The sequence below is a fragment of the Fuerstiella marisgermanici genome, assembly GCF_001983935.1.
GTDB classification, from domain to species: Bacteria; Planctomycetota; Planctomycetia; order Planctomycetales; family Planctomycetaceae; genus Fuerstiella; species Fuerstiella marisgermanici.
Window position 1 is genome coordinate 4,358,587 of record NZ_CP017641.1, and the last position, 25,282, is coordinate 4,383,868.

The window sequence follows — 25,282 nt, forward strand, 5'->3', positions numbered from 1 at the left end:
CTGTCACCCCTTTCGGGGCTTGCTCAAATTCATGGATCGTGACATTGGGCTCACGCCCAAGGCTACGTGCTGCCGCCCTTCCGGGCTAAGCCCAGAACAAAAACTCCAGACACCGTTCATCGGAAAACACCGGTCAACCCCGAATTTTTTACAGCCCGGGCTAACGCCCCGCAGCTAAGCCAAAAATAAATATTGATAGGGGGGACTACCACAGTGTGGCCAGCGCACACCAAGTAACATTCGAGCAGGGGGGGGGCGACATCGCTCGAGTCACAACATTGGCCGCTACGCTTCGGACAGATGTTCCGACAAGATCGCCACGACAGTTGGGTCGTCATCGAAGTAGTGGGCGATGGCATCCAGCGGTGATTGTTCGACCTTGTGCAATAGCTGCAGCCCCAGATTCATCCCGTCTTCTGCGGCCGCTGACACAAACCGGCCCAGTGATTTCAACAAAGACTGATTCAGTTCGCTGGGATAATCATTGAAGCGCAGCAGCGAATGAATGCAGGCCGTTGCGAGGGCGGGATCGGCTGTGTGCAGCCGTTTTGTCAGCAAAGCTTTGATGCGTTCGTCATGTTGAGGATTCGGTTGTAACGCAGCCACGGCCGCTCGACTGACAGCCGCCGTACCGGATTCTGCCTGCCACAAAAGAGCTTCGAAAGCGGGCTCCGGAATGTCCGAACAACGCCCCAACACAGCGGCCGCCGCGCACCCGATGCTAGGGTCCTGATCGTCCAGTGCGTCCTGCAAAAGATTGGCAACCTCCGGCGAAACGCTGCCAGAATCTCGCAAGTCCAGCAACGTCGCCAATAGGACACTTTTGCTCGAGCCGCCCAGCCGTGACTGGACGACATCGAAGGATGAATCCGGCTCGGCGAATACGGATTCGCGTTCGAAACTGCAATCTCCCGTCTTCTGCAGAAATCGAATTCCGTTTAACAAACCTTCCCGCGCATCGGGCCGCAGCATGTTGGACACGCTGGCATAATTTGTGCCAATGGCCCAGTCGCTGATTGCCATACAGTAGCCGTATTCCAACGCACTGACATTGCCATTGCGGCGGGTATCGGCACCTTGCCCGGCAGTAGAACCGTGGTCTTCCGTTTCATGCAGCGCCGCGTTGGCCATGACCGGGCCCAGCCCGAAAAACACGGGCAGAACTTCGGCTGACGGCGTTCCTGACGGACGTTCTTCGCCGCTGGTATCTCGAAAATGGACGGCAGCCGCCATCGCCGCGACGGCACTCAATCGATACGGAAACTCGGCCAGCGAACGATGGAACCGACCTCCGGAAATTTGCCCGTCGTCAGTTCTGGTGAATGTGACAGCCGCTGCCTGACCGTCAGACGCCTGTTCCTGCGAAGCCGCGTCGTCCGCATCAATCCAGTCAAACTCCACGCCTTCCGCGGAACCAGGCATTCTGGCTCGAAAGAAATGGAACAGCCGGTTCGGCCATTGTTCGACGGAGCAGTCGGCGATGAGCGCGTCGACATCGTTGGGCAGGATGGTTGTTTGCTGCGGATCAATCCGCGACTGCCCCAGCCATTGTGCGATTGAATGAAACTCACGCTCGTACCGAACCTTAGGCGAAAGCGGAACGGGGGGTTGCGGACGAAAAGGCCAGATCATTCTTGTTCAACTTCTGCCACCGGAGGAAAGATTCTCAATTCAAACGAATCGAACAACACGTCGATTTCTGCCGCCGCAGGGTTGCCGCCATTTTTGGCCAGGAAGCCGACTTTAATGAGCCGCTTTTTATCGGAGAACTCAAACGTGTGCACGCCGATCGCCTGAAATGTTTTTCCGTCTCGACTATGACGACAAATCCAGTCTGGTCCGGTGCGTTCGAAGCGAAGCCAGAACGGCCCGTCAATTTCCGTGGGCGTAATCAGGTTGTGAGTCGGACGAGCCCTGTCTTCGCAGACGAGCAGCACCTGAGTCTGGCCGGGCGGATTGTTCGTCTTCTCCATCGAGAACTTGGCGTAGTTATCGTCGTCCTGATACGCGATCAACGCGATTTGATGGTAGAACAACTGCGGCTCGAATTTGCGGACCGCAATCGTGGCCTCAAAATCAACGTTGTCCGGGATCTCGCGATCGACCAGATGAATATTCTTTGCCTGAGTACCGCCGCTGAAGGCATCATTCTTTTCGTCCCCGTGAATGGTGCCTCGCTGAGTTTTCAGCGTCAGCATACCGGGATTTGTTTCCAGCGAAACGTGGTCTTTGGCCGACCGAATGACTGTCCACTTCAGATCTGTCTTTTGGTCGAAAGATTCCTTCAGCACTTCCGGTTCATCAGCGAATGATGCAGGAAGAGAAAATGCTGAGACAACCAAAGCCAGCACAAGACCGCTGTTGATCGTTGGTAACAGACACTTCATGACAGATTCCCTACTGGTTGTAGAAAAACGTTTGTTCCGCCGTTGTGCGTAACAGCTTTCGCCGTTCCTTGTCGCTAACAAAATCGATGTGATCGCGAATCAGCGCGATCGATGCTTCGTATGAGTTATCACCCGTCAATTGATAGGGACAGTCGCTGGCCCACATCAGCCGGTCAGCTCCGTAGGCTTCGAACAGCCGTTTGATCATAGGGACGAGGTCGTGATACGGCGGACGCTTTTTGCCCAGGGCATAGTAGGCTGAGATCTTGACCTTCACGTGCTTGTGTTTTGCCAGGCCGGACAACGCGGAGACGTCTTTTTCGCGAACCGTTCCGTCAACGCCAATGCGGGCGAAGTGGTCGATGACAACGGGCGTGTCCGGATGGCGTTGACAGGCCGCGTCCACTTCAGCAATGTGCTCCGGATTCATCAGGCAACACATGGACTGTCGAGTTTCTGCGGCCGTCTTCCACATGTTGATCATGCCGTCCGTTTGCAGCCAGTCGGTAATGCCTTTCCGCGGCCGAATACGAAGACCGGTGACTCCCTGCTGAAACAGTTGTCGCATGGCTTTCCCGGCGTTGGAACGCAGGTCGTCGACGATCGCAACGACTCGAAACCGGTCGGGCTGCTGCCGCCAGGCATCGATCAGATACGAATTATCGGCGCCATGAAACACGTTGTGCTGAATCAGTACAACTCGCCCCACCCCCTGCGGCGCAGCTACCGCCATAAGATCTTTAGCAGTGAAGTCTTTCGGCGCGAGATCCTCAACGGTGATGCCGGGCTGAAGTTTGAAGACGCTGGTGTCGGACGTCCAGATGTGTGAATGAGCATCAATCCACTCGGCCTTGACGGCGGCACTGGCGGCCGCGCGAGCCGCAAGTGTTGTGCTGCCGACAACCGCCACGCTGGCCGCCAATGCGTCGCGTCGCGAAATTTGTGATTTATCCGGCATCCGTTGACTCCCAAAGTGAATTCACTGCAACTCAAAAACCGGCCTCAACCGATGTCGAAATATCCCCGATTGCCCGCCAAGCCTCGCGGTTTTACCGGTAATCAATTGGTAGATAAAACATGATCAAATGCGAAGACGTTGGTGGATGATTGTAGCGACTGGTTTGTGAGTTCGCGACCATTGCCGACGCGTGCTACATCATGGGCGGCACGACTATTCGACCTCGTCCTTCCAGCGCTCGGCCAGCGTCTGTCGCGAAACAAGCTCGACGTCCACCTCCCACGTTTTACCGTCTCGCTCAAACAGCACTGTCACGACGTCACCGGGATTGTACAGTCGGACAGCGGTGTAAAGGTGTTCACTGTTCAGGATCGAGTAATCGCCGAATTCGATGATGTCGTCCCCCGGTTGCAGGCCCGATTCCGCCGCTGGTGAATGATCTGTGACAGACTCAATAATGCAGCCGACGCCGTCGTGTTGCGGTCCAATGCCCACGACGGCCATGTCCGCGTTTGTATGAACCACTGCAAGGATCTGCAGAGCAATCAGCCCGTTGAAAAAGGCATGCACGAGGATGGGGGCAAGAATTGTCTTCCGCCAATGATAAGCAGCGGCAAGACATACTCCCAACACGGTCACTGATCCGACGCCCGCCATCGGATACGGGTGGCTGAATCCAAAGATCACGGCCTGCAACACAACGGCCACTACGGCTGGCATGCGGCGACGGAACGCATTGTAGAGAAATCCGCGAAAGAATATTTCTTCACAAATGGGGCCGACGATCACCATAAAAAACAGGAAGGAATACAGCACCGGCCCGGAAGGCCATCGCATCATCCCTTCGACAGATGCCGTGCCCATGCGACTTTCGGGAGCGTAGCGGGTGACGATTTCAATGTAGAAATACACCACCACAAGACACACCACGGCGATTGGTAAAGAGACCAGCAATTCGATTGCGAGGGTTCTCTTCGACGGCCGCAGCAACGGTGCACCGCGAGGTTGTCGCGTTACCAGCGGCAGCACTACCATTAGAAGAATCGGAGGCACAAAAACTATCAGCCACACGGTCAATCCGGAGACCAGGTGCCGCCAACTCTGAGCCAAAGCTGTCAGGCCCCGCACCAGCGCGGGCAGCAACAAGCCCAACAAGCCCAACAAGCCCAACACGACAACGCGCAACGACCAGACCGAATCCCACAGGGCGACGCCTTCGTGTCGATCAATAGAACGTGTCATTCATGTCCCCACCGTTCCACTTCAAACAATTCGCAGTGCAGCAGGATCGCTGCGCGATGAAAGTCGGTACGGATGCGATTCTACTCGGCACATGGGCGGATGGTAACCTCACCCCACGCATTCTGGATATCGGCACAGGAACCGGTGTGGTCGCTCTGATGATGGCTCAACGTTTTCCTGCCGCTCACATCACAGCGGTGGAAGTCGACAGGGATGCGAGCGAACAGGCCGCGTCGAACTTTGCCGCCAGCCAGTGGGCCGATCGACTAACAGTTGAGCATATTGCGATCCAGGGCTACGCAACGCACGCAACTTTCGACCTGATCATTTCCAACCCGCCGTTCTTTTCCGGCAGCCTGAAACCGCCGGACGATCAGCGTCGCGTGGCTCGCCACGATGATGGCTTGCCGCATGGCGATCTGCTTTACGCGGCTTCGAGGTTACAAAGTCCTGGCGGACGACTGGCCGTCATATTGCCTGTCGATCAGGGCGAAGAATTCAGAAGGCTTGCGGCGGAGTATGGACTTCACTGCCATCGCCAATGTTATGTGAAGCCAACACCGCACAAGCCCCCGCACCGGTTGCTTATGGAATTCACATCAAACGAGTGCGGCCCTACGACGGAGCCTGAATTAGTCGTCGAAATTAAACGGCATGAGTACTCGCCGGAGTTTGCGGCGATGGCAAAGCCATTTCTGTTAAAGTTGTAGTCCCCACGTATTGCGGGGATGTCCCGGCATCAGTCCCGATCCGTCACGCGCAGTTTGAATTCGTCGCTGTTGCCGACCAGTTCCGGAGCGTACATGCCTTCGATCTGAGCGGGCAGTGCAGAAACTTTCTGGCTGGGCGTTTCGGCACGCAGGCGATAGCTGACGCTGTGATTGCCACGAGCCAGGTTGCTGAGGAAGAAACTGACTCGATCGTCCCGCAATTCCCGGTAAGCTCGTAAGCCTTCAAAGATGTAACCGCTGCGCTGGTCGTCCGGTTCGAATCCGCTTGGCTTACGGTCTTCCAGCATCAGGTACTCGTAGTCGTTCTTGCTATCGACCAGCAGTTCGACTTCGATCAGGTCGCCGCTTGTCACACTGTCGAGACTCTCCAGCAGAACGCGTTTGAACTTCGCCGTCTGCTGGTTCACCACCTGACCTCGGTCGCCACGCACGCTGACGTCTTTATCGTCCGGTTCCAGTTTGTAGAAGCGCCGTTGGACTTTCACTTCCAGGCCAGTGGCTGTGATGTTGTCTTCTTTGGTGAAGTTAGTCAGGTAGGCGTTTAAATACACCGGGCCGCTGCCGGTGCGGCGAAGTTCAATCGTGTGAGCTCCCGTTTTGACCGCATCGCCTTCCAACACCATGGCGTTGTCGAAACTAAAGAGGTTGTCGGCATTGATTTTCACCGTCTTTTGCAACCGACCATCGACGAAAACTTCGACTGTCATGTTCGGCTTGTCTTCGCCGGTGGCAGCGATGTAGTCAGCCATGGCTTCGATCACGATTGCTGTGTCGCGAGTGCTGTTCCAATAGGTTCCGTGCTTGCGGTTGTTCAGCAGGTACTTGACCAACCTTGGCGCGACATCACTTTTCGGATTCACCTTCAGCAAAAGTTGCAGATAGCGAGCCATCGCTTCGTTTTCGCTGCCGTACCAGTACCACCAACTGTTCTGCGGCATCTTCAACCACGCCGTTTGGTTTTCGTCATCCTGCTGCAGAAACTGTTCGATGTTCCGCAGCAACATGTCGCGACGTTCGGCGTCATCCTGTGCATGCAAAACGATGCCGGTCAGTGCCTTCGCATAGACAGACAGGTTGCCTCGATCGCGGTACAGATAATCCGACATAGCAGTGTCAGTGCCATCGTGTTCTGTCAAAACGAACGCGACGAAGGCGTCCATGTTGTCGGCCGAATTCTTGTACGGCACTTTGCGATCCTTCAGTTCATCGGGATGCTCACGCCGCCAATCGGCTTCTTTTAGCTTGGCAATTTCTTCCGCCTGATAAGCTTTCAACCATTCGACGCCTCGCTGTAGTACGTCGGGAAGAACGGGGACGCCATTGCGATCTGCGATCGTTAAACCGTGTACCACGATCGACGTCAGGTGCGGCGTAGAATGTTCGCCGAAGCCGCTGAACCAGCCCCAGCCGCCATCGGTTAGCTGCATGTTGCTAAGATCCGTGACGCCGGTCTTCACGATGACATTCATCTCTGTTTCGTCGAAGACCGGATTGCGATCGTAGCGTTTCCACTGAGCCGCTCGGTTGGCCGCGTCGCCCAATTCTTGGGCGTTCAGGTTGGTCCGTTTCTTCTGAACGTCGGCAAGGCTGACACCCATTTTCTTCAGCGTTTGTTGAGTGATCACAGACGGCAGAAAACGGTTGAGCGTTTGTTCTGTGCAGCCGTAGGGATATTCAATCAGGTACGGCAACGCATCGACCATGGCGCCGGCCAGAGTCGGGCTGTAGCGGATTTCCAGCCGCGACTGTTCTTCGATGCGAGCGGCCGGAACGTTGATATCGACGGTTGCCGAATCGCCGTCGGGGCGAATCACGCCGGTGAAGCTTTCCGTTTTCAGAATGCCGTGAACCTGAACCGGGACCGACAATTCGGAAGCGTCCGATTCTTCGTCAGTGAGTGCCTTCATGCGGACTTTCGCCGTGCCGGACGCCACCACGTGGACGTTCCAGTCGACTCGCACTTCACCACCTGCCGGGATCTGAACTGTCTGCTCAGCGTCGCCCTGGATCTGCAGTTGCCCGCCTTCGGTTTCCAAAACCACTTTGGTGGACTTGGCAGTTTCCAGATAGTTGTGCACCACTGCTGACAGTGTGATCTGGTCAGTTTCTGTGAAGAATCTCGGTGTTTGAGGCCGGATGATCAGGTCTTTCGAGCTGATGATATCGCTACTGCCGGAGCCGACTCGCGTACCATCGCCCAGCGTCCACGCTTTGACTTTCCATGTCGTCAGGTTGTCCGGTACTTTGAATTTCACTTCGACCGTGCCGTCTTTGTCGGACGTCACGCTGGCCACCCAGTAGGCGGTGTCCGCGAAACTGGAACGGACGGTTGGTTCGACCACGGGCTCGCCGCCGCCTCCACCACCAGGAGCTGCCGGGGCTGCCTTCATCATGGCTGCGGCCGGAGCAGCGAACCCTGGAGCAGCCCCTGCGGCAGGTGCGGCATCTTCCATCATCATCGATTCCACCTGCATGCCGCGGCCACGTCGCATCACGTTACCACCGCCGAAGCCACCACCCATGCCGTAACCGCCAAAGCCACTGATCATACCACCGCCGAATCCGCCGCCCATGCCGAAGTCCTGGCCAGCCAGAATCTGCATCGTAACTTCGCCATTCAGATATACCGGCCCCGACGTTTGTTGCAGCGTCGACTGAATTTGCACGTTGTGGTGCCTTCGCACATTCCAGAAGAATGAACGAATCTCCGGAATGCTGCTGGCGGCAATGTATTCCAAACTGGCGTCGTAAACGCTTAACACCGTGTTGCCAATGAATGGCTTGCCGTCGACGTCAGTCAGTTTTAGCTTCACCGTGGCTTCGTCGCCCGGTCGATACTTTTCGGCAGAAGGCAATACTTCGACGTTCGCCACCTTCTTTTCCGGTGGCACGATGATTTCACGCATCTCACTGTGAATGCGGCCGTCTGCGATTGTTAACGCTTCGACAAAGATGTTGGGCGTGTCGCTGCGGCTGACTTTGATGTCGACGGTGGTACTCTTGCCATCCAATCGAACAACCTGCGGCATCGGACACAGCCCATTCGCCGGCCTCACAAACAGCAGTACGGTGCCATTCTCCTTGTTCGCGTTGATTTGCAGCGTCGCCGTTTCACCTGGCTGGTAGTCTCGCTTTTCCGTGATCAATTCAAGGTCATTAAACCGGTAGCCGCGACCGTCTTCATTCGGCCCGCGAACAAACAGCACGTAGCCGCCTTCTGCTTCATGGCCTTCTGCGTCGGTGACTTTCACGGAAACTCGGTACTGGCCCGCATCCGGAATCACCATCTTCACTGCCGTACGGCCATCGTCGTCCGTATTGACGTCCCACGATTCGACTTCGCGTTCCACGGGCTTATCGTCTTCGTATGTGACGGCGTACAGCACCGCCCTGCCGCTGCCTTTCACCGAACGACCGTCCGGCGTGCGCGCCTGAGCACTCACGTTGACCGTGTCGCCAGTGCGATAGTGGCCTCGATCGGTCCACACGAAAACTCGAAACGGTTCGCGAGCCACCAGCACGTTTCCCGTGCCGATAATCGTGCGGCGCGACTGATCGACGACTTCGGCAGTGATGCTGTAGTTGTGATCGCTGTCGCTGTGTTCGTTTAACGCGGCGGCGGTATCGATATCGATCGAAAATGTTCCGTCTTCGCCGATTTCGGCTTCGCCTTCGACGACGACTTCCGGCGGATCCGGGTTCCAGCCACGCCACGGCGGAATCGGACCATAGCAGCCCCATCGATTCCAGCCGGGATACCAGTTGTAATCTGGAGCGAACCACCAGTAGCCGGGCGAATACAGCCAGTCCCAGCGAGCGACCGGGTACCAGCGGCTGTCTTTTTTCGTACGCTCCACTTTGTAGTGAACGCTGGCTTCGGTCACAGGTGCACCGAAGTAGTATTTCGCATTCACCTTCGCCTGAATCTTCTCGCCCAGCATGACGGGCTTGTCCGGCGCATCGATCGTGACTTCGAATTCCGGTTTGCGATATTCTTCGACTCGAAAACTGCCGCTGCCGAGTTGGCGGAAACCTGTCGTTCGCGAGGTCTCGAGTTTGCCGTTGCGCATCCGAGTTTTCGTTTCGTCGATACGATCGGCAATAATAATCTGATAGGTGCCCAGAGTCGCGTCGGCAGGGATTTTCCATTCGCCGTCGACACCCGCCCATTTGTCAGACTTGACGTCTTTGTCCAGAACGAGGTCGCCTTTCGGGTTGCGAATCATGATGGCGAAGTTCTGATTGGCAAACTTCGCATCGTCTTCGCTGAAGCGAGGTTTCCTCACCCACAGACGAAACTTCACGTCGTGCTTCGGCCGATACACGGGCCGATCGGTGACGGCATACACTTTGGTCGGAGCGTAACTGAACTCAGGAATCTGTTGAGGATTCCACACGCCGTTGAAGCCGTCGTAGGCCATGCGACCATCGTCCGTCCGCACGATCGTCAGCCACTGTAGTTGGTTTTCGAACTGTGCGTGATTCGGCACGACCAGCCCGTTTTCGTCGGTGCGTTCGGCGAATCGCTTTGTGATCGTGCGGTAGTTGCGAGTGCGGTCAATGCGTTCCTGACGCCACCCGAAGAATTCAACGTTGGCATTGGCAATCGGTTTCCCACTGACGGCATCGGCCACAAAGTACAGCGTGCCTTTTTCGACTCGCTTCCGCGTGATCGCCGTGTCGGCCACCCAAATGACCATGCGAGCTTCATTGCCATCCTGCATTTTGCCGGTCACGAAGTACGCACCCGCTTTCTGCAAAGGCGTCGTGACGGTGGTTGCTGCATCGAAATGGTCAGCGGGCGGATCAAGCGGCAGGTCCCATGTGGCAACAGCTTCGCCAAGGTACTTTTCCTGGTCGGCGTTGATGATTTGCATGCCGACGTTTTCAATCTGCGTCTTCTGATAGTCAACTCGAGCGGGGCTGCTTTGCAAATACGCCTTCACGTCGTCGAGCAATTTACTGATATCGACCGGCCGCGCCGTGAAGCTGACGTTCGAGCCGTTGCGGTAGCGGATGTCGAAAGTTGCTCCATCGCCCGCCGGCTGCATCTGTACGCTTTGAAACTGCACCCAGTTCTTTTCGATCTGGTCGATGCGTTTCTGTATCTTCTCCTTCGCCCGCTCACCTTCGGTCTCCGCCAGCAACTGCTTTAGCAAAGCGGCCGCCTTTGGATATTGATGACGGTTCATCCGCACGCCAATCAGCGTTTCCAGGGCGGTCGGTTTTCGATTGTCGTTACGAGCAACCACCTTTTCCAGAATCACGATGTGATTGAATTCGTCCGGCAATTCAATGCGTTTCGCGCCGGTGGCCAGTTGTGCAACGGTTTCGGAATCGCTGAGTTTATGTACGGCCCAAATGTCGTCGTCGGCTTCCTTTTCGCCATCAGCAACCAGTGGCACGGGGCCGCTGACAGAATGAGAAACGCCAAACTGCGATTGCAAAAAACCGGCCCATTCCAAATCGACATCGCTGCGGCGACTTGGATCGACTTCGGCAGATTTTTCCAACGCCCACCGCCAGCGTTCGCCGTCCGTTTTGGCGGCTTCCCATGATGTTGGGAGCTTGTGAAACACAGGGTTGCCATCTTCGTCGACGGGAGCTCCCTGGGACGAACGCGGAACGAATCGCCCACCGCGGCTGAAGCCGCCAGGACCGAAGCCTCCGAAACCTCCGAAACCGCCGGCTTCTTCGTAATCGGGCAGCGTTTCCAAATCCGTCAAGTCCTGCAGCCGCCATGCTTCGGAATATCGATATCGTCCAATGTTGTCGGCAAGCAGGTGGTAAACGTCGTACTTTTCTGCCGGCTTTGCTGCGTCGTCTTTTTCCAGCAGGGCAATGGCCTGCTGCAGCAGCTGAATCGACCGCACGCGGTCGCGTTCAACGGAATTCACCACCTTCCCGCCGCCGCGATGATGCCCGCGTTCGAACTTGCCGCCAATCAGGTAACCTTGCGGTGGAATCTGTTGACTTAGCACCGAAGCTGCCTGAGACAAAAGCGGCCAGTGCGTTGCGTGTCTGTCGACCACGCTTTCCAGGAATTCGTCGACTTCCTTCAACTGCTCGAGCTGGCTCATGCACTGCACAGCCTTTGAAAAATCGTCCGGCAGCTTTCCGTCGGAATTCGTTTCGTCCAGCGCGAGCGTTCGATAGACCTCAAGAGCTTCCGCGAAGTTCTGATCCGTCATCAGCTTTTCAGCGCGTTGTCGATCGGCTGTGCGATCCTGCATCGTAGTGGGTTTCGCAAACAAAGAGTGGGCAACCAACATGGTGCTGCCGAGACTAACGACAGACAGAAACACGATCAAAGACTTACGCATCGCCATGACTTTTCCAGTGAGTGCATCGCTCACAATTCAGGTTCAAACAACCAACCGGAGGGTATCCGCCGGCGGGCCTGCCGACCAGACCGGGACGTCTCCTCGAAGTTGGAGTGTAGAAAACCGCGATTCGTTCCGCGTTTTTTGGAACGATGTCAATGTGCGCCGCAAAATCAAGCTCGTTTGCGCGGCGGGACGCTGCATTTTTCCGACTCAGACAACTTTGTAAGAAAGTTGTGAGGCCATCCGGCAAGTCCAAAACGGCGCGCGGGGTCAACGCGCGCGGGATCAACTCGACTCAGTCAGTTCGACCGCCGACGCGATCAGGTCGTCTGGTCCTTCATCCGTCGAGCCGCTCCGCCCAGAAACAACACGTCGACGCCGGCAGCCAAAAGCGTGCAGCCTTGTTTGGCATAGCCGTTTATTGCGTCGGCATCAACGCCAAACGAGCCGATCGGAATGGCGGCCGACCGACATGTCGCAATCACTTTGGCGATGGCGGCTTTAACTTCCGGATCGTCGATCTGGCCCATCTTTCCGTAGCTGGCCGACATGTCGTACGGTCCCAGCAACACGGCATCAACGCCTTCCACCGCCACAATTGCGGCGATGTCCTCAACCGCCCGCCGGTGTTCGGCCTGAACGATCACGGCGATCTCATCGTTGGCCGACGCGACGTATTCCGCGAACTTGAAACCGTAGCCGTGAGCTCGCGCCAGCCCGACACCGCGAGAACCTTCCGGCGCGTACCGCGAAAACCGCACCACGTCGGCGACCATCTCGGCCGTATTGGATTGAGGCACGATGACACCGTGAGCCCCCAAATCCAGCACACGCTTGATCCAGGCTTCACTGCACTCGGGAACTCGCACAACACACGGAACGCGATCGCCGACAGCCTGCAGAATCCCCTGAATGTCGTTCACATCCAAGGGGCCGTGTTCGGCGTCAACAAATAGCCAATCGAAACCAGCGTCAGCCAGAATTTCGGCCGTCGACGGAGTCGGCAGCGTGACCATTGTTCCGACCAGTTTCTCGCCGGACCTCAATCGTGCTCGAAAATCGTGACCGCTCATTTCGCACTAACTTTCAGCAACGCACCGCGAGTTCGCACGAACAAAGCGTCACCGACGATTGCCGGTGATCCCAACACGGAATCCCCCATGTCGTTGACGGCGAGAATTTTCAGCTCTGGACCTTCCTCCATGACCACGATCTTCCCGTTCTCACTGGCGACGTACACTTTGCCATCACCATAAACTGGCGACGCGAAATAGTCGCCTTCGTTACGGATTCTTGCCGGGCCGAACACAGAATCGCCGTCCGCCGTGTTAAAGCATGTGGCAATCCCGCCGCACTTCACCAGCAGCATGCGATCGTTCACAACCAGCGGCGACACGATGTGGTCCGTATGCTTTGTCGGCTTTTTCCACAATACATGAGTGTCTGTAACGTCGCCTCGGCCACCAGCTTTCACTGCCAGAATAAATTCCTGAGCCGGGTTCTTTGCGTCGTAGGCCGCACCGGCAAAGTTATCAGAATTCAGGAAGGCGATATCCAGCTCCGCACCTTCCAAATCGCCGTCTCCATCGAGGTCACCTTTGTCGAACGTCTTCTTGTAGAAGCTTTCGGGAACGGGTCGCTTGCCGACAAACGCCTGCACTTCGTCTCGAGTCAACTTGTCGTCCGCGTTGCCGGTTTCGGCTCGGTCGACGCTCGCCAGCCACTGATTGGCAATTCCACCACTCTGCAAAGAAATGTAGACGACGCCGTCTTTGCACACGGGTGTCGTCTTAATATTGCGGAGCAGCGTTTTTGCCTTCCACAATCGCTTGCCCGTGGCCGGATCGTAGCCGACTAAAATGCCGGTGCCGCCAACGACGATCTCATCACCCGCATCCGTTTCGCAAACGACAGGGTGAGAATAATTGACGGCCATATCGTTGCGGTCGTCTTTCCATCGCAGCTCGCCCGTTTTTTTGTCGAAGGCGTAGAAGGCGGGATGAAGGTCGTCGTCCTGGCAAAACAAGACCATGTCTTTGTACAGAACCGGCGACATGCCAGCTCCCCATTTGAACACAAAGTAGGGAATGGGCAGTTCTTTCTTCCAGACGTCTTCGCCGGTTTCGGCGTCAACGGCAACCAGGCCGAGCGTCCAGAAGTAGAAATAAACTCGTTCATCGTCAGCAGCCGCCGTCGTTGCCGCGTAGCTGTTGGTTTTGTGAATTTCATCGATGTCGCCGATTGGCCATTCGCGCGACCAAAGTTGCTTTCCGCTTTCGGCATCAAAAGCGTACAGCCCGATCGTTTTGTCATCGACCATCGCAGACGTGATCACTCGTCCGTCGGCCACCACCGGGCTGCCGATGCTGTCCCCCAGTTTCGCACTCCATGCGACGTTTTTCGTGTCAGAAAATTCCACCGGCAGTGACCCGGCATCGTTTGCGATTCCCGAACAGTTGGGCCCGCGAAACTGAGGCCAGTCGCCAGCGTTGGCGGTGGTGTTCGCGAACTGGGTAAAGCAAAGACAAGCAGCTATCAACATCACGCGAAGCATGATTTAAAACTCCGATTCGGGGACACAGCAGATTATTCGAAGCCAACATCCTGACTACCGTGCCCGTGCGACGGAAGTCACTGGCCACAAATAATTGCGCGATTGAAGATGCATCGATAATCGGATGTCACGTCTGTTGACAACGAGGCCCACCATTACTGCGAAGACCGAACAAAGCCCCCCTAACAAAACCTGTGTGAGCCGCGACGTTTGTGGTTTCGTTTCAGGCAAGAAGTGAGGAGGGGGCGACAAATGTCGTCGACGACGAACGACGCCGCCTGAGGCGGAACCACAAGCGTCCCGGAGGGTTGCGACGAAAGCAGCCGATCTGCGGCGTCAGCGCTCCTCGACGACATCTGTCGCCTCGTCACTTTTCCTTGCATCTCGACCACTGTCGTCACAACGCGGCCACACAGGTTTTGTTAGGGGTTCAAAGAATCCTTCGCAAATGTGAGCGAACTTCCTATATTGCCCGCGAAATCGACGCTTCACCCAAACGGTTACCTGTCTGTCATCCAGCGACCCACGGGAGCGACACCTTCTTATCGGAGCGTTAGCCTTCATCGGCTGACGGGCCGTCCCGTCCTCTCACCGGCTGGCGGGCTCCGCCCCACCCCGTCATAGTTTTGGGTAACTGGAATGCAGAAAGTTGTTTTTGACGAACCTTATGAATTTGTGCCGCCGTATCGCGGCACGTTCTGGTCGTGGGCCGTCGGAAAGTACCTGCCCAGGCTGCTGAAAAACCGCTACGGAATCGTGAGCTGGGAGACTCACGGCCTGGACAACCTGCGCGAATCGTTGAAGGCCGGACACGGCGTCGTGCTGTGCCCCAACCACTGCAGCTTCGCCGACCCAATGGTGTGCGGCATTGTCACCACAGAAACGCCCGTCCATGCTTACGCGATGGCAAGCTGGCACGTGTTCAAACAAAGCTGGCTGGAAACATTCGTCGCTCGCCGCGTCGGAGCGTTCAGTATTTATCGAGAAGGCATGGACCGCCGAGCTCTCGACACCGCGGTAGACATCGTCGCCACCGCCGAACGGCCTCTGGTCGTGTTTCCGGAGGGCGTGATATCGGCCGCCAACGATCGCCTGATGCCGCTGATGGAAGGCACCTCGTTTGTCGCGCGAGCAGCCGCGAAAAAACGAGCGAAGCATCATCCGGAATCGAAAGTCGTGATTCACCCGCTCGCTCTGCGCTACCAGCACCAAAGCGATCCGGAAACGGCCTTGGTATCAGTCATGGATCGACTCGAACAGCGAGTGTTCTGGCAGACTCAAACGCCCCTGCCGATGCTGCAGCGAGTCCACCGGCTGCGCGAGGCGGTGCAGTGTGCTCGCGAAGTGCAGATTCTCGGCCAGGCGGCCACCGGCTGTGTGGAAGATCGAATGGCGCGCCTGGTGAACCACATCTTGCAGACGTACGAACAGGAATGGCTTGGTAAAGTTCGCTGCGGCGACCCGATCTTCCGCGTCAAAGATCTGCGAACCGAAATCATCGCCGACATGGTGGCCAACAAAGTCGATACAGCAGAACGCCGGCGGCGTTGGCGGCATCTCACCGACCTGTATTACGCTCAATGCATGTCACTGCACGTGCCCGGCTACCTGGATGAAGAACTGGTCGGCGATCGCCTGAACCATCACATCTTCGAAACAGTTGCTCGACTGGAAGAGGAACTGACCGACCAATCAACGGTCATTGAAGATATTCACGCAGTCGTGAAGCTTGGTACCGCGATCGAGATCGATCCGAGTTCTCGACGAAGCCGCGGCGAAGACAGCCTGATGAGTGACCTGCGGACGGAAATGCTGAAACTGTTCGGAGTCCCCGACCACTGGCCTCCCGTTCCGGTGCGCGATGTCGAATCGCTGGAACAAAGTATCACTTCGTAACTTCCGCTTTTGTTTTGGCTTTGCGATTCGCCCGGCGGGCGGCAGTACGTTGCCTTGGGCACAAGCCCGGGGGCGCGTTCCAGCGAGATTGAGAAAGCCCCGAAGGGGTGGCAGTAGTTTCGTTTCATCCTATCGCTGTCGCCCCTCCGGGGCTTTTGTGGGCGACGCTTCGCTAACCTCGGGCTTACGCCCGAGGCTACGTGCTTCGGCCCTGCCGGGCCAGGAACACACTCCAATGCCCGCACTTTGGCGGAACAAGACCAGTCCAAACGTTAGAGCACGTCATGACCTATTTCCTGGAAGCCCGAGCTCCCCCCCTGCGACTAATTTTTGGACCTCTTTTGTTTCACCGCGAATTAACAACTATTTCGGAAGTGGAATCGTCAGCGTACCGTTCCGTTTTGTCTGCACGCGGACGTAGCCGTTGTTTTCCGTAAACGGTTCCTTCATGCCTTTCCAAACCGTGCGTTGAGCTGGGCTTAGAATGGTGAGCTCCAGTTTCGAAAGCTTGAACAATGGAATGCAAAGCAACGTGAGTTCGTCAGTGTTCCGCTGATAACTACTCTTCGCAACATCACCTGACGGCAGCATCTTCTGGACGCTCTTCAACAACCGTTCCCGCTGGAACGGTTCCAGCCAGAGTTCTCGATCCAGCATCGCCACGACGAACTTCGCTCGAGCGTCCTTTAGCGTTTCGTCGCGATTCGTGATCGCCTGGGAATTCTCAGGGACGCTGGACTTCACCGTGTGCGTCCACAACTCGTTTGCGAGCAGTTGACTAATACTGGGAACCGGAAAAGCGACTACCACATTTCGGCCCGCATTCTGTTGCTGGTAGCGCTCGATGTTCTTTCTCGTGTTCGCTTTCCATGCTCTGATGACCGAATCCATCGTCCCCTTGCCCGCCAGTGTCAGTCGTCGGACGTCTCGTTCCGAAAGGTCGCAGGTTGACTCGTAGAAGTCGATTCGCACGGCTAGGTTGTGCTGCAATCGTGTTCGTTGTGCTGCGGACACATCTTTTAGTCTTTGCTGCACCGTTTCCGCGTCTTCTGCCGTCATGACCGGAAAGGCCTCGCTATTGCCTGACGCGGCGGACTGTGGTGCTGTCAGTGCAACGGCGAGGACTTTCTGGTTGTCCGAAAAGAAACCGTTCGGTTTCCACGTGACGACTGTGCCAATCACAGAAGTCGAAGGGAAATACTGGAACGATCGTCGTGCCCGCTCCTTCGTCTGCATCGAATAGCAGGCGGCGTTCAAGTCCACCTTCTTAGAAACGATCTCGGCCATCTTTTCCCGCTGCTCAGGCGTGAAGAAGAAGTACTCATCCAGCAGATTCAGGACATAACCCAAAGCCGCTGCTCGATAGAATTCTTCTCGCTCTTCCAGCGCCTCTGACAATTGATTCGCCTGCTTTTCCGGCAGCGCGACTTTATCTTTGACGGCTTCCGTGCCGGCGCCTTCCAAATACAGCGCGGGACCGGTCAGGTCTGTAAACACGATCGGAAAGAAGTCGTCGAAGACACGCTGTCTGTCCTGGGCGTCCCCGGCTTTCCAGGACTTTTGCGAATCGGAAATCGATGCCTCAAGGGCTGCGGCCAGCTCCCGTTGCTGTGGCTCAGTAAGTTCCGCCTGAAGGTCGAACCATTCCTGCATCACGGCGGCGTGCGACTGTAGACGCTTAAGCCGTGTATCGACATCTTTTGCGGGCCGAGCAACAGCCTCCTGAGCCGGCCTGAATCCCGCCGCTGGCATCGCCGGTCGCACGGGCCGCGCGGGTCTGGCCTCTTCCGCCCCGGTAAGCGCCTTCAATGCCCGCTCGATTGCTGAAGCCATCTTTTCGACTGCAGTGCCCGGCTTTTGTTGAGCGGTCGCCGGAACGTCTGCGATCAAAAGGACCAGCAGAAACGCCAGTCCGCGTTGGGTCGTAATGAAACGTCTTGAATCCATGTCCACTCCATTTCATGTGCCTATGGCTCAGCGGTCACCCCTACTACATGCTTGATTGTTGACCCATGAAGACGACAATGCAAGTTGGCCTCGCAATGACTTCATGCGAGCCTTCCGCATGTGGAGAAAACAAATGGCGAATCGACAGAGATCTTTGCTCGTTGTGGTTCTGCTAACGGTGGCCGTGTCCACCCTGCCGGAAGCCAATGGCCAAGACGCTGTGAAAGCAGAATCGGATACGGTGGAACTTATTGCAGCTTTGAATCAACGCCGAGCAGAGTTCCCGGCGGTTTTCTCCCATAACTTTGCCAACGACGGCTTGCCACCGAAGTTTTTTGTTGCCGGTGATGCTGACCTGGACAACATGCAGCAGCGGCGAGATGGACTGGTCGCACGCGTGCAGGCGAATGGAACATGGACATCGACCAACCTGACTCTGCAGTTTCAGCTCATCGGCGACTTTGACGTGGAAGCGGATTTCACGGGATTGAAATTCAAAGGCCCGGAATTCAGCGGCGTCGGGATCGCCATTGCCATTGACGATGAACAGAAGCTGATCCCTCGAATTCTAAGAAGCAAAGAACTGCGAGAACGGCAAACAGTTCGAGTTTCGATGTCGAAAATCATCGACGGCGAACGCGATTTTGGTGACAACAGTCAGGCCCCCTGCGAAGCCATGTCTGGTGTACTGAGGCTCAGTCGCCGCGGAAAGACGATCTACTACCTTGTTGCCGATAATGACACCGCCGACTTTCGACTCGTCGGGCAACGAACCGCTACAGCAGACCCCACAACTCCGAAAGCCATTCAGTTTCGTTCACTTTCGGACGGCAGTGCGTCCTCGGAAGTCGTGTGGACAAATATTCGCCTTGCCGCAGAACGGTTGCTGCAGCCTCCTCCCCGAGGCGTGACGCCGATTCGGTCGCTGTACGTTCTCACCTTCGCCGATGGCAATCTGAAAAAGATTGCCGAGCCCGCGCCTGGCATGACACAGCTCGGATCTGCCGAATGGTCCAGCGATGGAAAAACGATCGTGTGCGACATGTCGAAAGGAGGCACGGCCACATCGCGAATCATCAGGATGAAAGCAGATGGAAGCGACTTCGAAGACTTGGGTCACGGTTGCATGCCCAGCCTTTCGCCGGACGGAAAGAAGATCGTTTATTCTGTTCCCGGTCGCGGAATCACAACGATGAACTCAGACGGTTCAAACGTCGAAACCATTGATGCGCAAGGCTGGGGAACTCAGTGGTCACCGGATGGTAAACACATCGCGTGGGCCAGCGGTAATAACATAACACTGCTCAACACCGAAACCGACGAACGGACACAATTACTGACACCCGCTCAGCAACTAATGGTCGGCCACATTTACTGGAACCTGGGCTGGTCTCACGACAGCAAGTCGATTGCTTTTAAATCGGGCAGTCCGGCCGGCAAGTATCAACTGGTGGTCGCTGATATTGGGTCACCGGACGGCTTTCAGGTATTGTATACGTCGACAAACATGGAAGAAGACGTGTCGTGGATGGCGGACAACGAGTCCATCGTGTTCACCGCAATGCTTGAGGATGGTGCTCGACGCGAACTGGCCACGATCTCTCGCGAAAAGGGTGCAGTTGCAAAGCGGCTATCGGCAATCCCGGAAGGCTGGATTGGCCTCAACCCCGACTGCTCACCAGACGGCAAATACGCCGTCTTCGCCGGCGCGCCGCCTCCGCAACCCACCGAATGGACGGGTAAGTGACGTGATAGCGGGATGTGTTGGCGTTTGAAGTTTGAGACTTGCGAGTTCACTCTCGCGTTTCAAAGACCATGCGGCTTTGGAAAAAGGGCCACGCACCTGTACCTCTCCCAGGCGAAGCCTATGGGGGAGGTCGGACAAGCGAAGCAATGTCCGGGAGGGGGCACGCGTTGGCATGCCAGTCACGTTCCGCGCCCGGCCCTCCCCCGATCTTGCTTCGCTCGATCGACCCCTCCCACAATAAATTGCGGGAGGGGTTGAAGCGAAAGTGGACCCGACTTGTTCTTGTTGTGAGTGAGTCTGCTCAAAAAGCACAATGGACTGGCCTTTTCCATAGCCGCACAGTTTCATCATGGTGAACCTGCATCGTGATGAACCTGGTGCCACTCAATTGATGCTGCCCATTCAGTCCAGCAACACCAGAGCGTCAGACAATTCATTCACATCGTCTTCGCCGCGCGGCAACGCTGTGGCTAAGGAGGTCGCGGCATGGTTGATCGTGTCACAAATGGCGGTGCCGACGTCGTCTTTGCGAAGAGCTTCAGTGAGGCGTTCGCACAATTGTTGCGGAAATTCTTCGCCCAGCTTTTCGACCACAGTGCGATCGCCCAAAACCACGGCCATGCGTTCGTACAGGGAGACAAAGATTAAAACACCCGAAGCGCCTTCGGTGTGATGCACGCGGCGGTCGAAAAACAGTTCGCGAGCTCGCAGATTCACTTCTTCTTTCATCTGCTGGCGAGCCGTAAACAATAAACGTAGACCGTGGAACCGGTCTGCCAGCACGGCACCGACCAGAAAGCACACAGCCATCACGGTAACCATGAGCAACACCTGAGCCCACACGGGAAAGCCACCCCAGTGTCCGGTATCAACGTCGCCAGGAAACGCCAGAAAGACGGCGATCGCTCCCAACATCGCGCACCACAGGCCAACAATATCTTCGGCACGGTCATATCGCCCCGAGGCGGTCGCCACGACGGGCACAATTTCGCAGCACGATTTCGATTCGGCAGCACTAACGGCAGCAGCGACTTTGGTTCGCTGGTCGGTTGTGACGGCTTCGGATGCTGTTTGCATGTTCGGTCTTCTCTTCACATTCGGTGGGCAACACGGCCCAATGGGCGGCAATAAAACGATAAAACTTCGGCAGCGAACTTACCACGAACCGGACGCTCCGCCGCCGCCGGAGAACCCTCCGCCAAACGAACCGCCACCAAACCCGCCGCCGCTACCCCGGCTGTTCGCCATCGACCGCATCACAAACCAAAGTACCGTGAACACGCCGCCCCAAAACAGCCACGCCCAACCACTGGCCCCTCGACGGTACAACGACACGGCCGTAAATATGGCAAGTCCCACAAAAACCAGGGGCACGATATATTCCATCGCTGACTTCGGCCGACTGGGAAGCTCCAGCTTTCGCGCCATTTTGTCCAGCGCTTCCACGCCCGCTACGATGCCTCCGGAAAAGTTCCCCTGCTTGAACTGAGGAATAATGAATTCATCCATGATCTGCTGGCAGGTTTGATTTTCGCTGCGGCCCCAACCGGCTCCTAATTCAATCCGAGCTCTCCGGTCTCCCTTAGACACCAGCAGCAGAATTCCAGTGTTCCAATCCTGCCCTTCCAGCTTGGCGTGGCCAATCTGCCACTGATTGAACAGCAATGCCGCAAACGTTTCGATAGGCATGTTGTTGCCGCCGCCGTGTTCCGCCATCGAATTAATCGTGACCACGATGATCGGCGTCGCTTTGTCTGTCAGCAGCTTGTCACAGATTTCGCGAATTTGGGCGACTGACGCTTCATCCAGCAGCCCCGCTTCGTCGCTGACGAATTCTCGTTCTCCGGGCGGCTGAAGGTCGAATTCCTGAGCGACCGCCAACGTCGCAGAAAACGACATCAACAGGCACGGCAAAGCTTTCATCAGACATCGAGGTAGCATTGTTCAGAACTTAATCAGGGCAGTGGATCGGTTCATGACGGGAAGTACGATTGTGACGGTTCAACAACAGCCAACAGTGAGAGGCTGCGCTTTCATTGAAAATAGTCCGTCGACGGGTCTCAACCGGAATGTATCTTCGTTGCAGACGCACAAACTAGCGGCTGCTGCCGTTGCGGCAAACGCAAAGCAGTGAGTCATCAGTTGTACCGACCACCCTCCCAGATGAGAAGACACAACGGATGCTGGACAAACTTCGGGAAGGACTCCTGTTCCAACTCGCGAAAACTCTGTACAAACGAAACCTTGGCCAATCGGAAGAGATGACGGCGGCGCTCGAAGATCGCGAAGCCTACGAAAGCTATCGAGCCGAATGTGTGGAAAAAATTCGGGAAGCAGCACACCGACTCGCTGTTCCCGTCAGCCAGCGCGATGTCCTGGATCTCGGATGTTTCGACGGTGCGTTGACCTCAAGCCTGAAAACATTCGACCCGGCATCGCTGACCGGAATTGACATCGATGCCGACGCGATCGAAACCGCGAATATCAAATTCGCCGGTCCCGATGTGGAATTTCGAGTCAGCGGCACCGATAGATTGCCGCTCGCCGACGAATCGATTGACACCATTATTTCCTACGATGTCTTTGAACACGTCGAAACCCCAGCGCAGATTCTGTCCGAATGTTATCGCGTGCTTCGACCGGGCGGTTCGATGCTGATTGGAACCTGGGGTTGGTACCACCCATTCGCTCCGCACTTGTGGTCGGTGATGCCCGTTCCGTGGGCGCATGTTTTGTTTAGCGAGCGGATTATGTTGCGTGTTTGTCGACGTATCTATCAGACAGACTGGTATCAGCCGAACATGCACGACTTCGATAAAAACGGCGAACGCATCCCGGACAAATTCAACTACGAATCCATTCCCACAGACTATCTTAACAAGTTTCTGATCCGCGATTTCGAACGCATTTTTCAGCAGTCCGAATTCGATTTTCAGATCCATCCGGAACGATTTTCATCGCGAGCCGCAGCGTGGACGAAACCACTGCTCCGAGTACCAGTGCTGAAAGAATTCTTTACGTCCTACATTTGGTGCGTGTTGAGCAAACCCGGCAACGTGCGGCAGACTCCGTCCCCGAGAATTTCGACTGCACCAGAACGACCAGTGCCGCAGCCATCGAGCTGCCCATAGCGGGCTGCTCGCGACTGGCTGACCGGTTGCCGTCGATTGCAACTTGCATGGCTATCACGCCTCGTACGTCGCCAGCGCTTTGGCGATGTGTTCGAATGCGGTCGGGGCCATGTGGTTGAAGTAGTCCCACGAATGGCCACCGTGACTGGTGTCCAGATCTCGCTTGTGCAGAATCCCGGACGATGACAGCTTCATGCCCAGCCGCACGGCTCCGTCAAACCAATCGGTGTCGTCGGGGTCGCAACAAAACCACTGATGCCGTGGCCATGCCAACGGGTGCAGGTTTAGCACAACCGTCGCCTGTCGAGCCTCTTCTGCGTTGTCGAACATTTCGTCCAGCGGCAAACCCTGACCGTGAAGCTGAAAGAAATCGATGGCGGGAGAAATCGCAGCAACGACAGGAAACTTTGCCGCATAGCGGTAGCTTAACTGCAGCGCCCCCTGGCCCCCCATGCTGATGCCCAATAACGCGATATGAGGCGTTTCGATCTTCCAGCGTTGTTCGATGAATGGCACCAATTGATCCAGCAGCCATTGTTGCGGCGTGACGTCGGTCGAGAATTCCGGGCAGACGTGATCCAGCCACCACGACCGCTGCCCGTCCGGACACACTGCCACCAGATTGTGATCCAACAGCAATTTGCTGAACGTCGGGTTGTCGTTCAACATAATTCGACCATGCCCGTGCAGAAACAGAACGCAACCGGCGGGAGCCGACTGTTCGCCATGGTCTGCCGAGCCGGCATTTTTTCGCGGGTCGAACACGTCCACGCGATGTCCGTCAACTTCCGTCGTTGACCAAAACTGAAGCGAGTCGGCTGACGAGACGTCGGGCATATTGGAATCGGGCGCAGATTCTTCGGTCGCAGCGTGCTCTTTGCCGAACACCTTTGCCAACTTTTCGAACATGAATGACCTTAATTGTCGTTTAAGAAGTAAGCAGCCTGAACCGCTTGGATAACGCTGTGGTGTCGCAGGCACATTCGGTTGTGCCAAATGACGTATTCACTGGAGTGAAGTTCTGTTGAGCTTCTCTTTTTCGCAGAGCCACAATTCGCCATAAAGTGCTTTGGCGAAAAATCTTATGACACACTGGCCCAGTCCATACTTTGCAGTTCGGGCAGATTGTTGAAATAATTCAGACGCGACAGGCATCGATCCGGTTAGTGACGTCTTCGTTGGAGTTCGGTTTTTGGACCATGATGCCGAAATTCGCAATCGTGTCGAGCAGGCATGCGTGGAATTTGAACGGGATGTGAAAGCGTTTCTGGGCGGAGTGCTGCGTGACGTTCATTTGGTGGACGAAGCGTTTCAAAAAACCGTCGTCAAAGCGATTGAAGCATCGGCCAGCGTTGACCCAGGCAAAATTCGCGGATGGTTGTTTCAAATCGCCTTGAATGAAGCTCGCGGACTGCGCCGAGTTTCATTGCGGCAGAGCCGACTCCATAAAGCTGTTTGGGAATCTTTGCCGCCGTCGTCCAGCGACGAAACGCAGGACGCCTTGTTGAAGTTGGTTAGTTTAGAGGAACGTGCGGCAGTACGGACGGCTTTGAGTCGGTTGAGTGAAGATTATCGGGAAGTGGTGATTCGGCGGATTCAGAACGGGCAAACCTTCGCCGTCATTGCGGAGGAAATGAACAAGCCATTGGGCACCGTTTTGACATGGATGCGCCGCGCTCTGAATGAGCTACGTGAGTCTGAAGAACTGCGGCAGTTGGACGAATGAGCGAGATGACGAACAGGAAACAAAAATATTCAGACGACCAGTTCTGGCAGGCGTTTCAGTTCGTCGCCGGAGAGCTTTCGGCTGATCAGTCCGAATTGTTCGAGCTCCAGATGCTGGACAGCCCGGCAATGTGCGAGGCAGTGGCCGAAGCGGTTCGACTTTCGTCAGCGGTGGCGGCAGAGAGTAATAAAGCGGCGACTGTTCTGAGTCCGACAGTAGTCCGTTGTGAAGCAGCGATGCCGCGACGATCGACGTCCGGCAAGTCAGCCGTCGCCATAGTTGCAACCGTTTGCTGTTGCCTGTTGCTGTTGCTGGTTGTGTCGATCGATTCCGGTTCTGGATCTTCAGTGGCCGCGACAGACAAGGCGACGGTGGAAGCCGAGTTGCTGGTATCGGCGTGGGCGGCGGGATTCACTGATGATTTTGAGGACGATGTCAATCTAGCAGAAACCGATCAACACGAACTGGACGTCCCGGACTGGATGCTGGCAGCGGTCACATTAACTGATGATGAAGATCCTGATTCAAACGACGGCGTTGATGCACAAGCCGATGATCGCGGGCGGCCGGAAAACTCGCTGCTGTTCTGATCGCAGAGACTTATCGAATCAAAATTCCCTCAACGCACCGAAGGTCA

17 protein-coding genes are annotated in these 25,282 nt (G+C 56.1%); 6 read left to right on the forward strand and 11 right to left on the reverse strand.

The annotated features are described in order from the left end of the window. Positions 1-285 precede the first annotated feature (285 nt). The 4 genes from Fuma_RS16320 to Fuma_RS16335 form a co-directional block, all read right to left on the reverse strand. Positions 286-1,632, reverse strand: a complete 1,347-nt coding sequence (locus Fuma_RS16320; protein WP_077025066.1) for a hypothetical protein — start codon at positions 1,630-1,632, stop codon at positions 286-288. Next, positions 1,629-2,387, reverse strand: a complete 759-nt coding sequence (locus tag Fuma_RS16325) for a DUF1349 domain-containing protein (protein WP_077025067.1) — start codon at positions 2,385-2,387, stop codon at positions 1,629-1,631. Before Fuma_RS16325 ends, Fuma_RS16320 begins: the two co-directional genes overlap by 4 nt. Positions 2,388-2,397: 10 nt before the next feature. Beyond that, positions 2,398-3,345, reverse strand: a complete 948-nt coding sequence (locus tag Fuma_RS16330; protein ID WP_083732093.1) for an amidohydrolase family protein — start codon at positions 3,343-3,345, stop codon at positions 2,398-2,400. A gap of 213 nt (positions 3,346-3,558) precedes the next feature. Beyond that, positions 3,559-4,587, reverse strand: a complete 1,029-nt coding sequence (locus Fuma_RS16335) for a CPBP family glutamic-type intramembrane protease (protein ID WP_077025068.1) — start codon at positions 4,585-4,587, stop codon at positions 3,559-3,561. Positions 4,588-4,589: 2 nt separating this feature from the next. Between Fuma_RS16335 and Fuma_RS16340 the strand changes: the two genes are divergently transcribed. Continuing rightward, on the forward strand, positions 4,590-5,297 hold the full coding sequence (locus tag Fuma_RS16340) for a tRNA1(Val) (adenine(37)-N6)-methyltransferase (protein WP_077025069.1): 708 nt from the start codon (positions 4,590-4,592) through the stop codon (positions 5,295-5,297). Between the two features lie 29 nt (positions 5,298-5,326). Here Fuma_RS16340 and Fuma_RS16345 read toward each other — a convergent pair whose 3' ends face one another. From Fuma_RS16345 to Fuma_RS16360, 3 genes are all read right to left on the reverse strand, one after another. Next, positions 5,327-11,641 (reverse strand): alpha-2-macroglobulin family protein, encoded by a 6,315-nt coding sequence (locus Fuma_RS16345; RefSeq protein ID WP_158521033.1) that lies wholly within the window; start codon positions 11,639-11,641, stop codon positions 5,327-5,329. A 323-nt stretch (positions 11,642-11,964) separates the two neighbouring features. Further along, positions 11,965-12,717 carry an HpcH/HpaI aldolase family protein gene (locus Fuma_RS16355; protein ID WP_077025071.1) on the reverse strand — a complete coding sequence of 251 codons (753 nt, stop codon included), beginning with the start codon at positions 12,715-12,717 and terminating at the stop codon, positions 11,965-11,967. Beyond that, positions 12,714-14,198 (reverse strand): outer membrane protein assembly factor BamB family protein, encoded by a 1,485-nt coding sequence (locus tag Fuma_RS16360; RefSeq protein WP_083732094.1) that lies wholly within the window; start codon positions 14,196-14,198, stop codon positions 12,714-12,716. The genes Fuma_RS16355 and Fuma_RS16360 overlap by 4 nt, the downstream gene beginning before the upstream one ends. A gap of 639 nt (positions 14,199-14,837) precedes the next feature. Here Fuma_RS16360 and Fuma_RS16365 point away from each other — a divergent pair. Next, positions 14,838-16,094, forward strand: a complete 1,257-nt coding sequence (locus Fuma_RS16365) for a lysophospholipid acyltransferase family protein (protein ID WP_077025072.1) — start codon at positions 14,838-14,840, stop codon at positions 16,092-16,094. A 363-nt stretch (positions 16,095-16,457) separates the two neighbouring features. Here the strand turns inward: Fuma_RS16365 and Fuma_RS16370 are convergent, their stop codons facing one another. Continuing rightward, a complete protein-coding gene (locus Fuma_RS16370; RefSeq protein WP_077025073.1) occupies positions 16,458-18,041 on the reverse strand; it encodes a hypothetical protein in 1,584 nt (527 codons plus the stop codon). Positions 18,042-18,174: 133 nt separating this feature from the next. Here Fuma_RS16370 and Fuma_RS16375 point away from each other — a divergent pair, with 133 nt between their 5' ends. Continuing rightward, a complete protein-coding gene (locus Fuma_RS16375; RefSeq protein WP_077025074.1) occupies positions 18,175-19,788 on the forward strand; it encodes a DUF1583 domain-containing protein in 1,614 nt (537 codons plus the stop codon). A gap of 402 nt (positions 19,789-20,190) precedes the next feature. Here the strand turns inward: Fuma_RS16375 and Fuma_RS16380 are convergent, their stop codons facing one another. Both Fuma_RS16380 and Fuma_RS16385 read right to left on the reverse strand, forming a co-directional pair. Then, complete coding sequence (locus Fuma_RS16380) at positions 20,191-20,865, reverse strand: TPM domain-containing protein (protein ID WP_077025075.1); 675 nt, start codon at positions 20,863-20,865, stop codon at positions 20,191-20,193. 78 nt (positions 20,866-20,943) lie between these two features. Beyond that, positions 20,944-21,729, reverse strand: coding sequence for a TPM domain-containing protein (locus tag Fuma_RS16385; protein WP_083732096.1), 786 nt, complete (start codon positions 21,727-21,729; stop codon positions 20,944-20,946). Between the two features lie 239 nt (positions 21,730-21,968). Here Fuma_RS16385 and Fuma_RS16390 point away from each other — a divergent pair, with 239 nt between their 5' ends. Next, positions 21,969-22,919, forward strand: a complete 951-nt coding sequence (locus Fuma_RS16390) for a class I SAM-dependent methyltransferase (protein ID WP_077025077.1) — start codon at positions 21,969-21,971, stop codon at positions 22,917-22,919. A 54-nt stretch (positions 22,920-22,973) separates the two neighbouring features. Here Fuma_RS16390 and Fuma_RS16395 read toward each other — a convergent pair whose 3' ends face one another. Then, a complete protein-coding gene (locus Fuma_RS16395; protein ID WP_083732097.1) occupies positions 22,974-23,828 on the reverse strand; it encodes an alpha/beta hydrolase-fold protein in 855 nt (284 codons plus the stop codon). Between the two features lie 283 nt (positions 23,829-24,111). On the opposite strand from Fuma_RS16395, the gene Fuma_RS16400 reads away from it, so the two are divergent. Beyond that, complete coding sequence (locus Fuma_RS16400; RefSeq protein ID WP_077025078.1) at positions 24,112-24,645, forward strand: RNA polymerase sigma factor; 534 nt, start codon at positions 24,112-24,114, stop codon at positions 24,643-24,645. Between the two features lie 5 nt (positions 24,646-24,650). After that, a complete protein-coding gene (locus Fuma_RS16405; protein ID WP_077025079.1) occupies positions 24,651-25,235 on the forward strand; it encodes a hypothetical protein in 585 nt (194 codons plus the stop codon). Positions 25,236-25,282 lie beyond the last annotated feature (47 nt).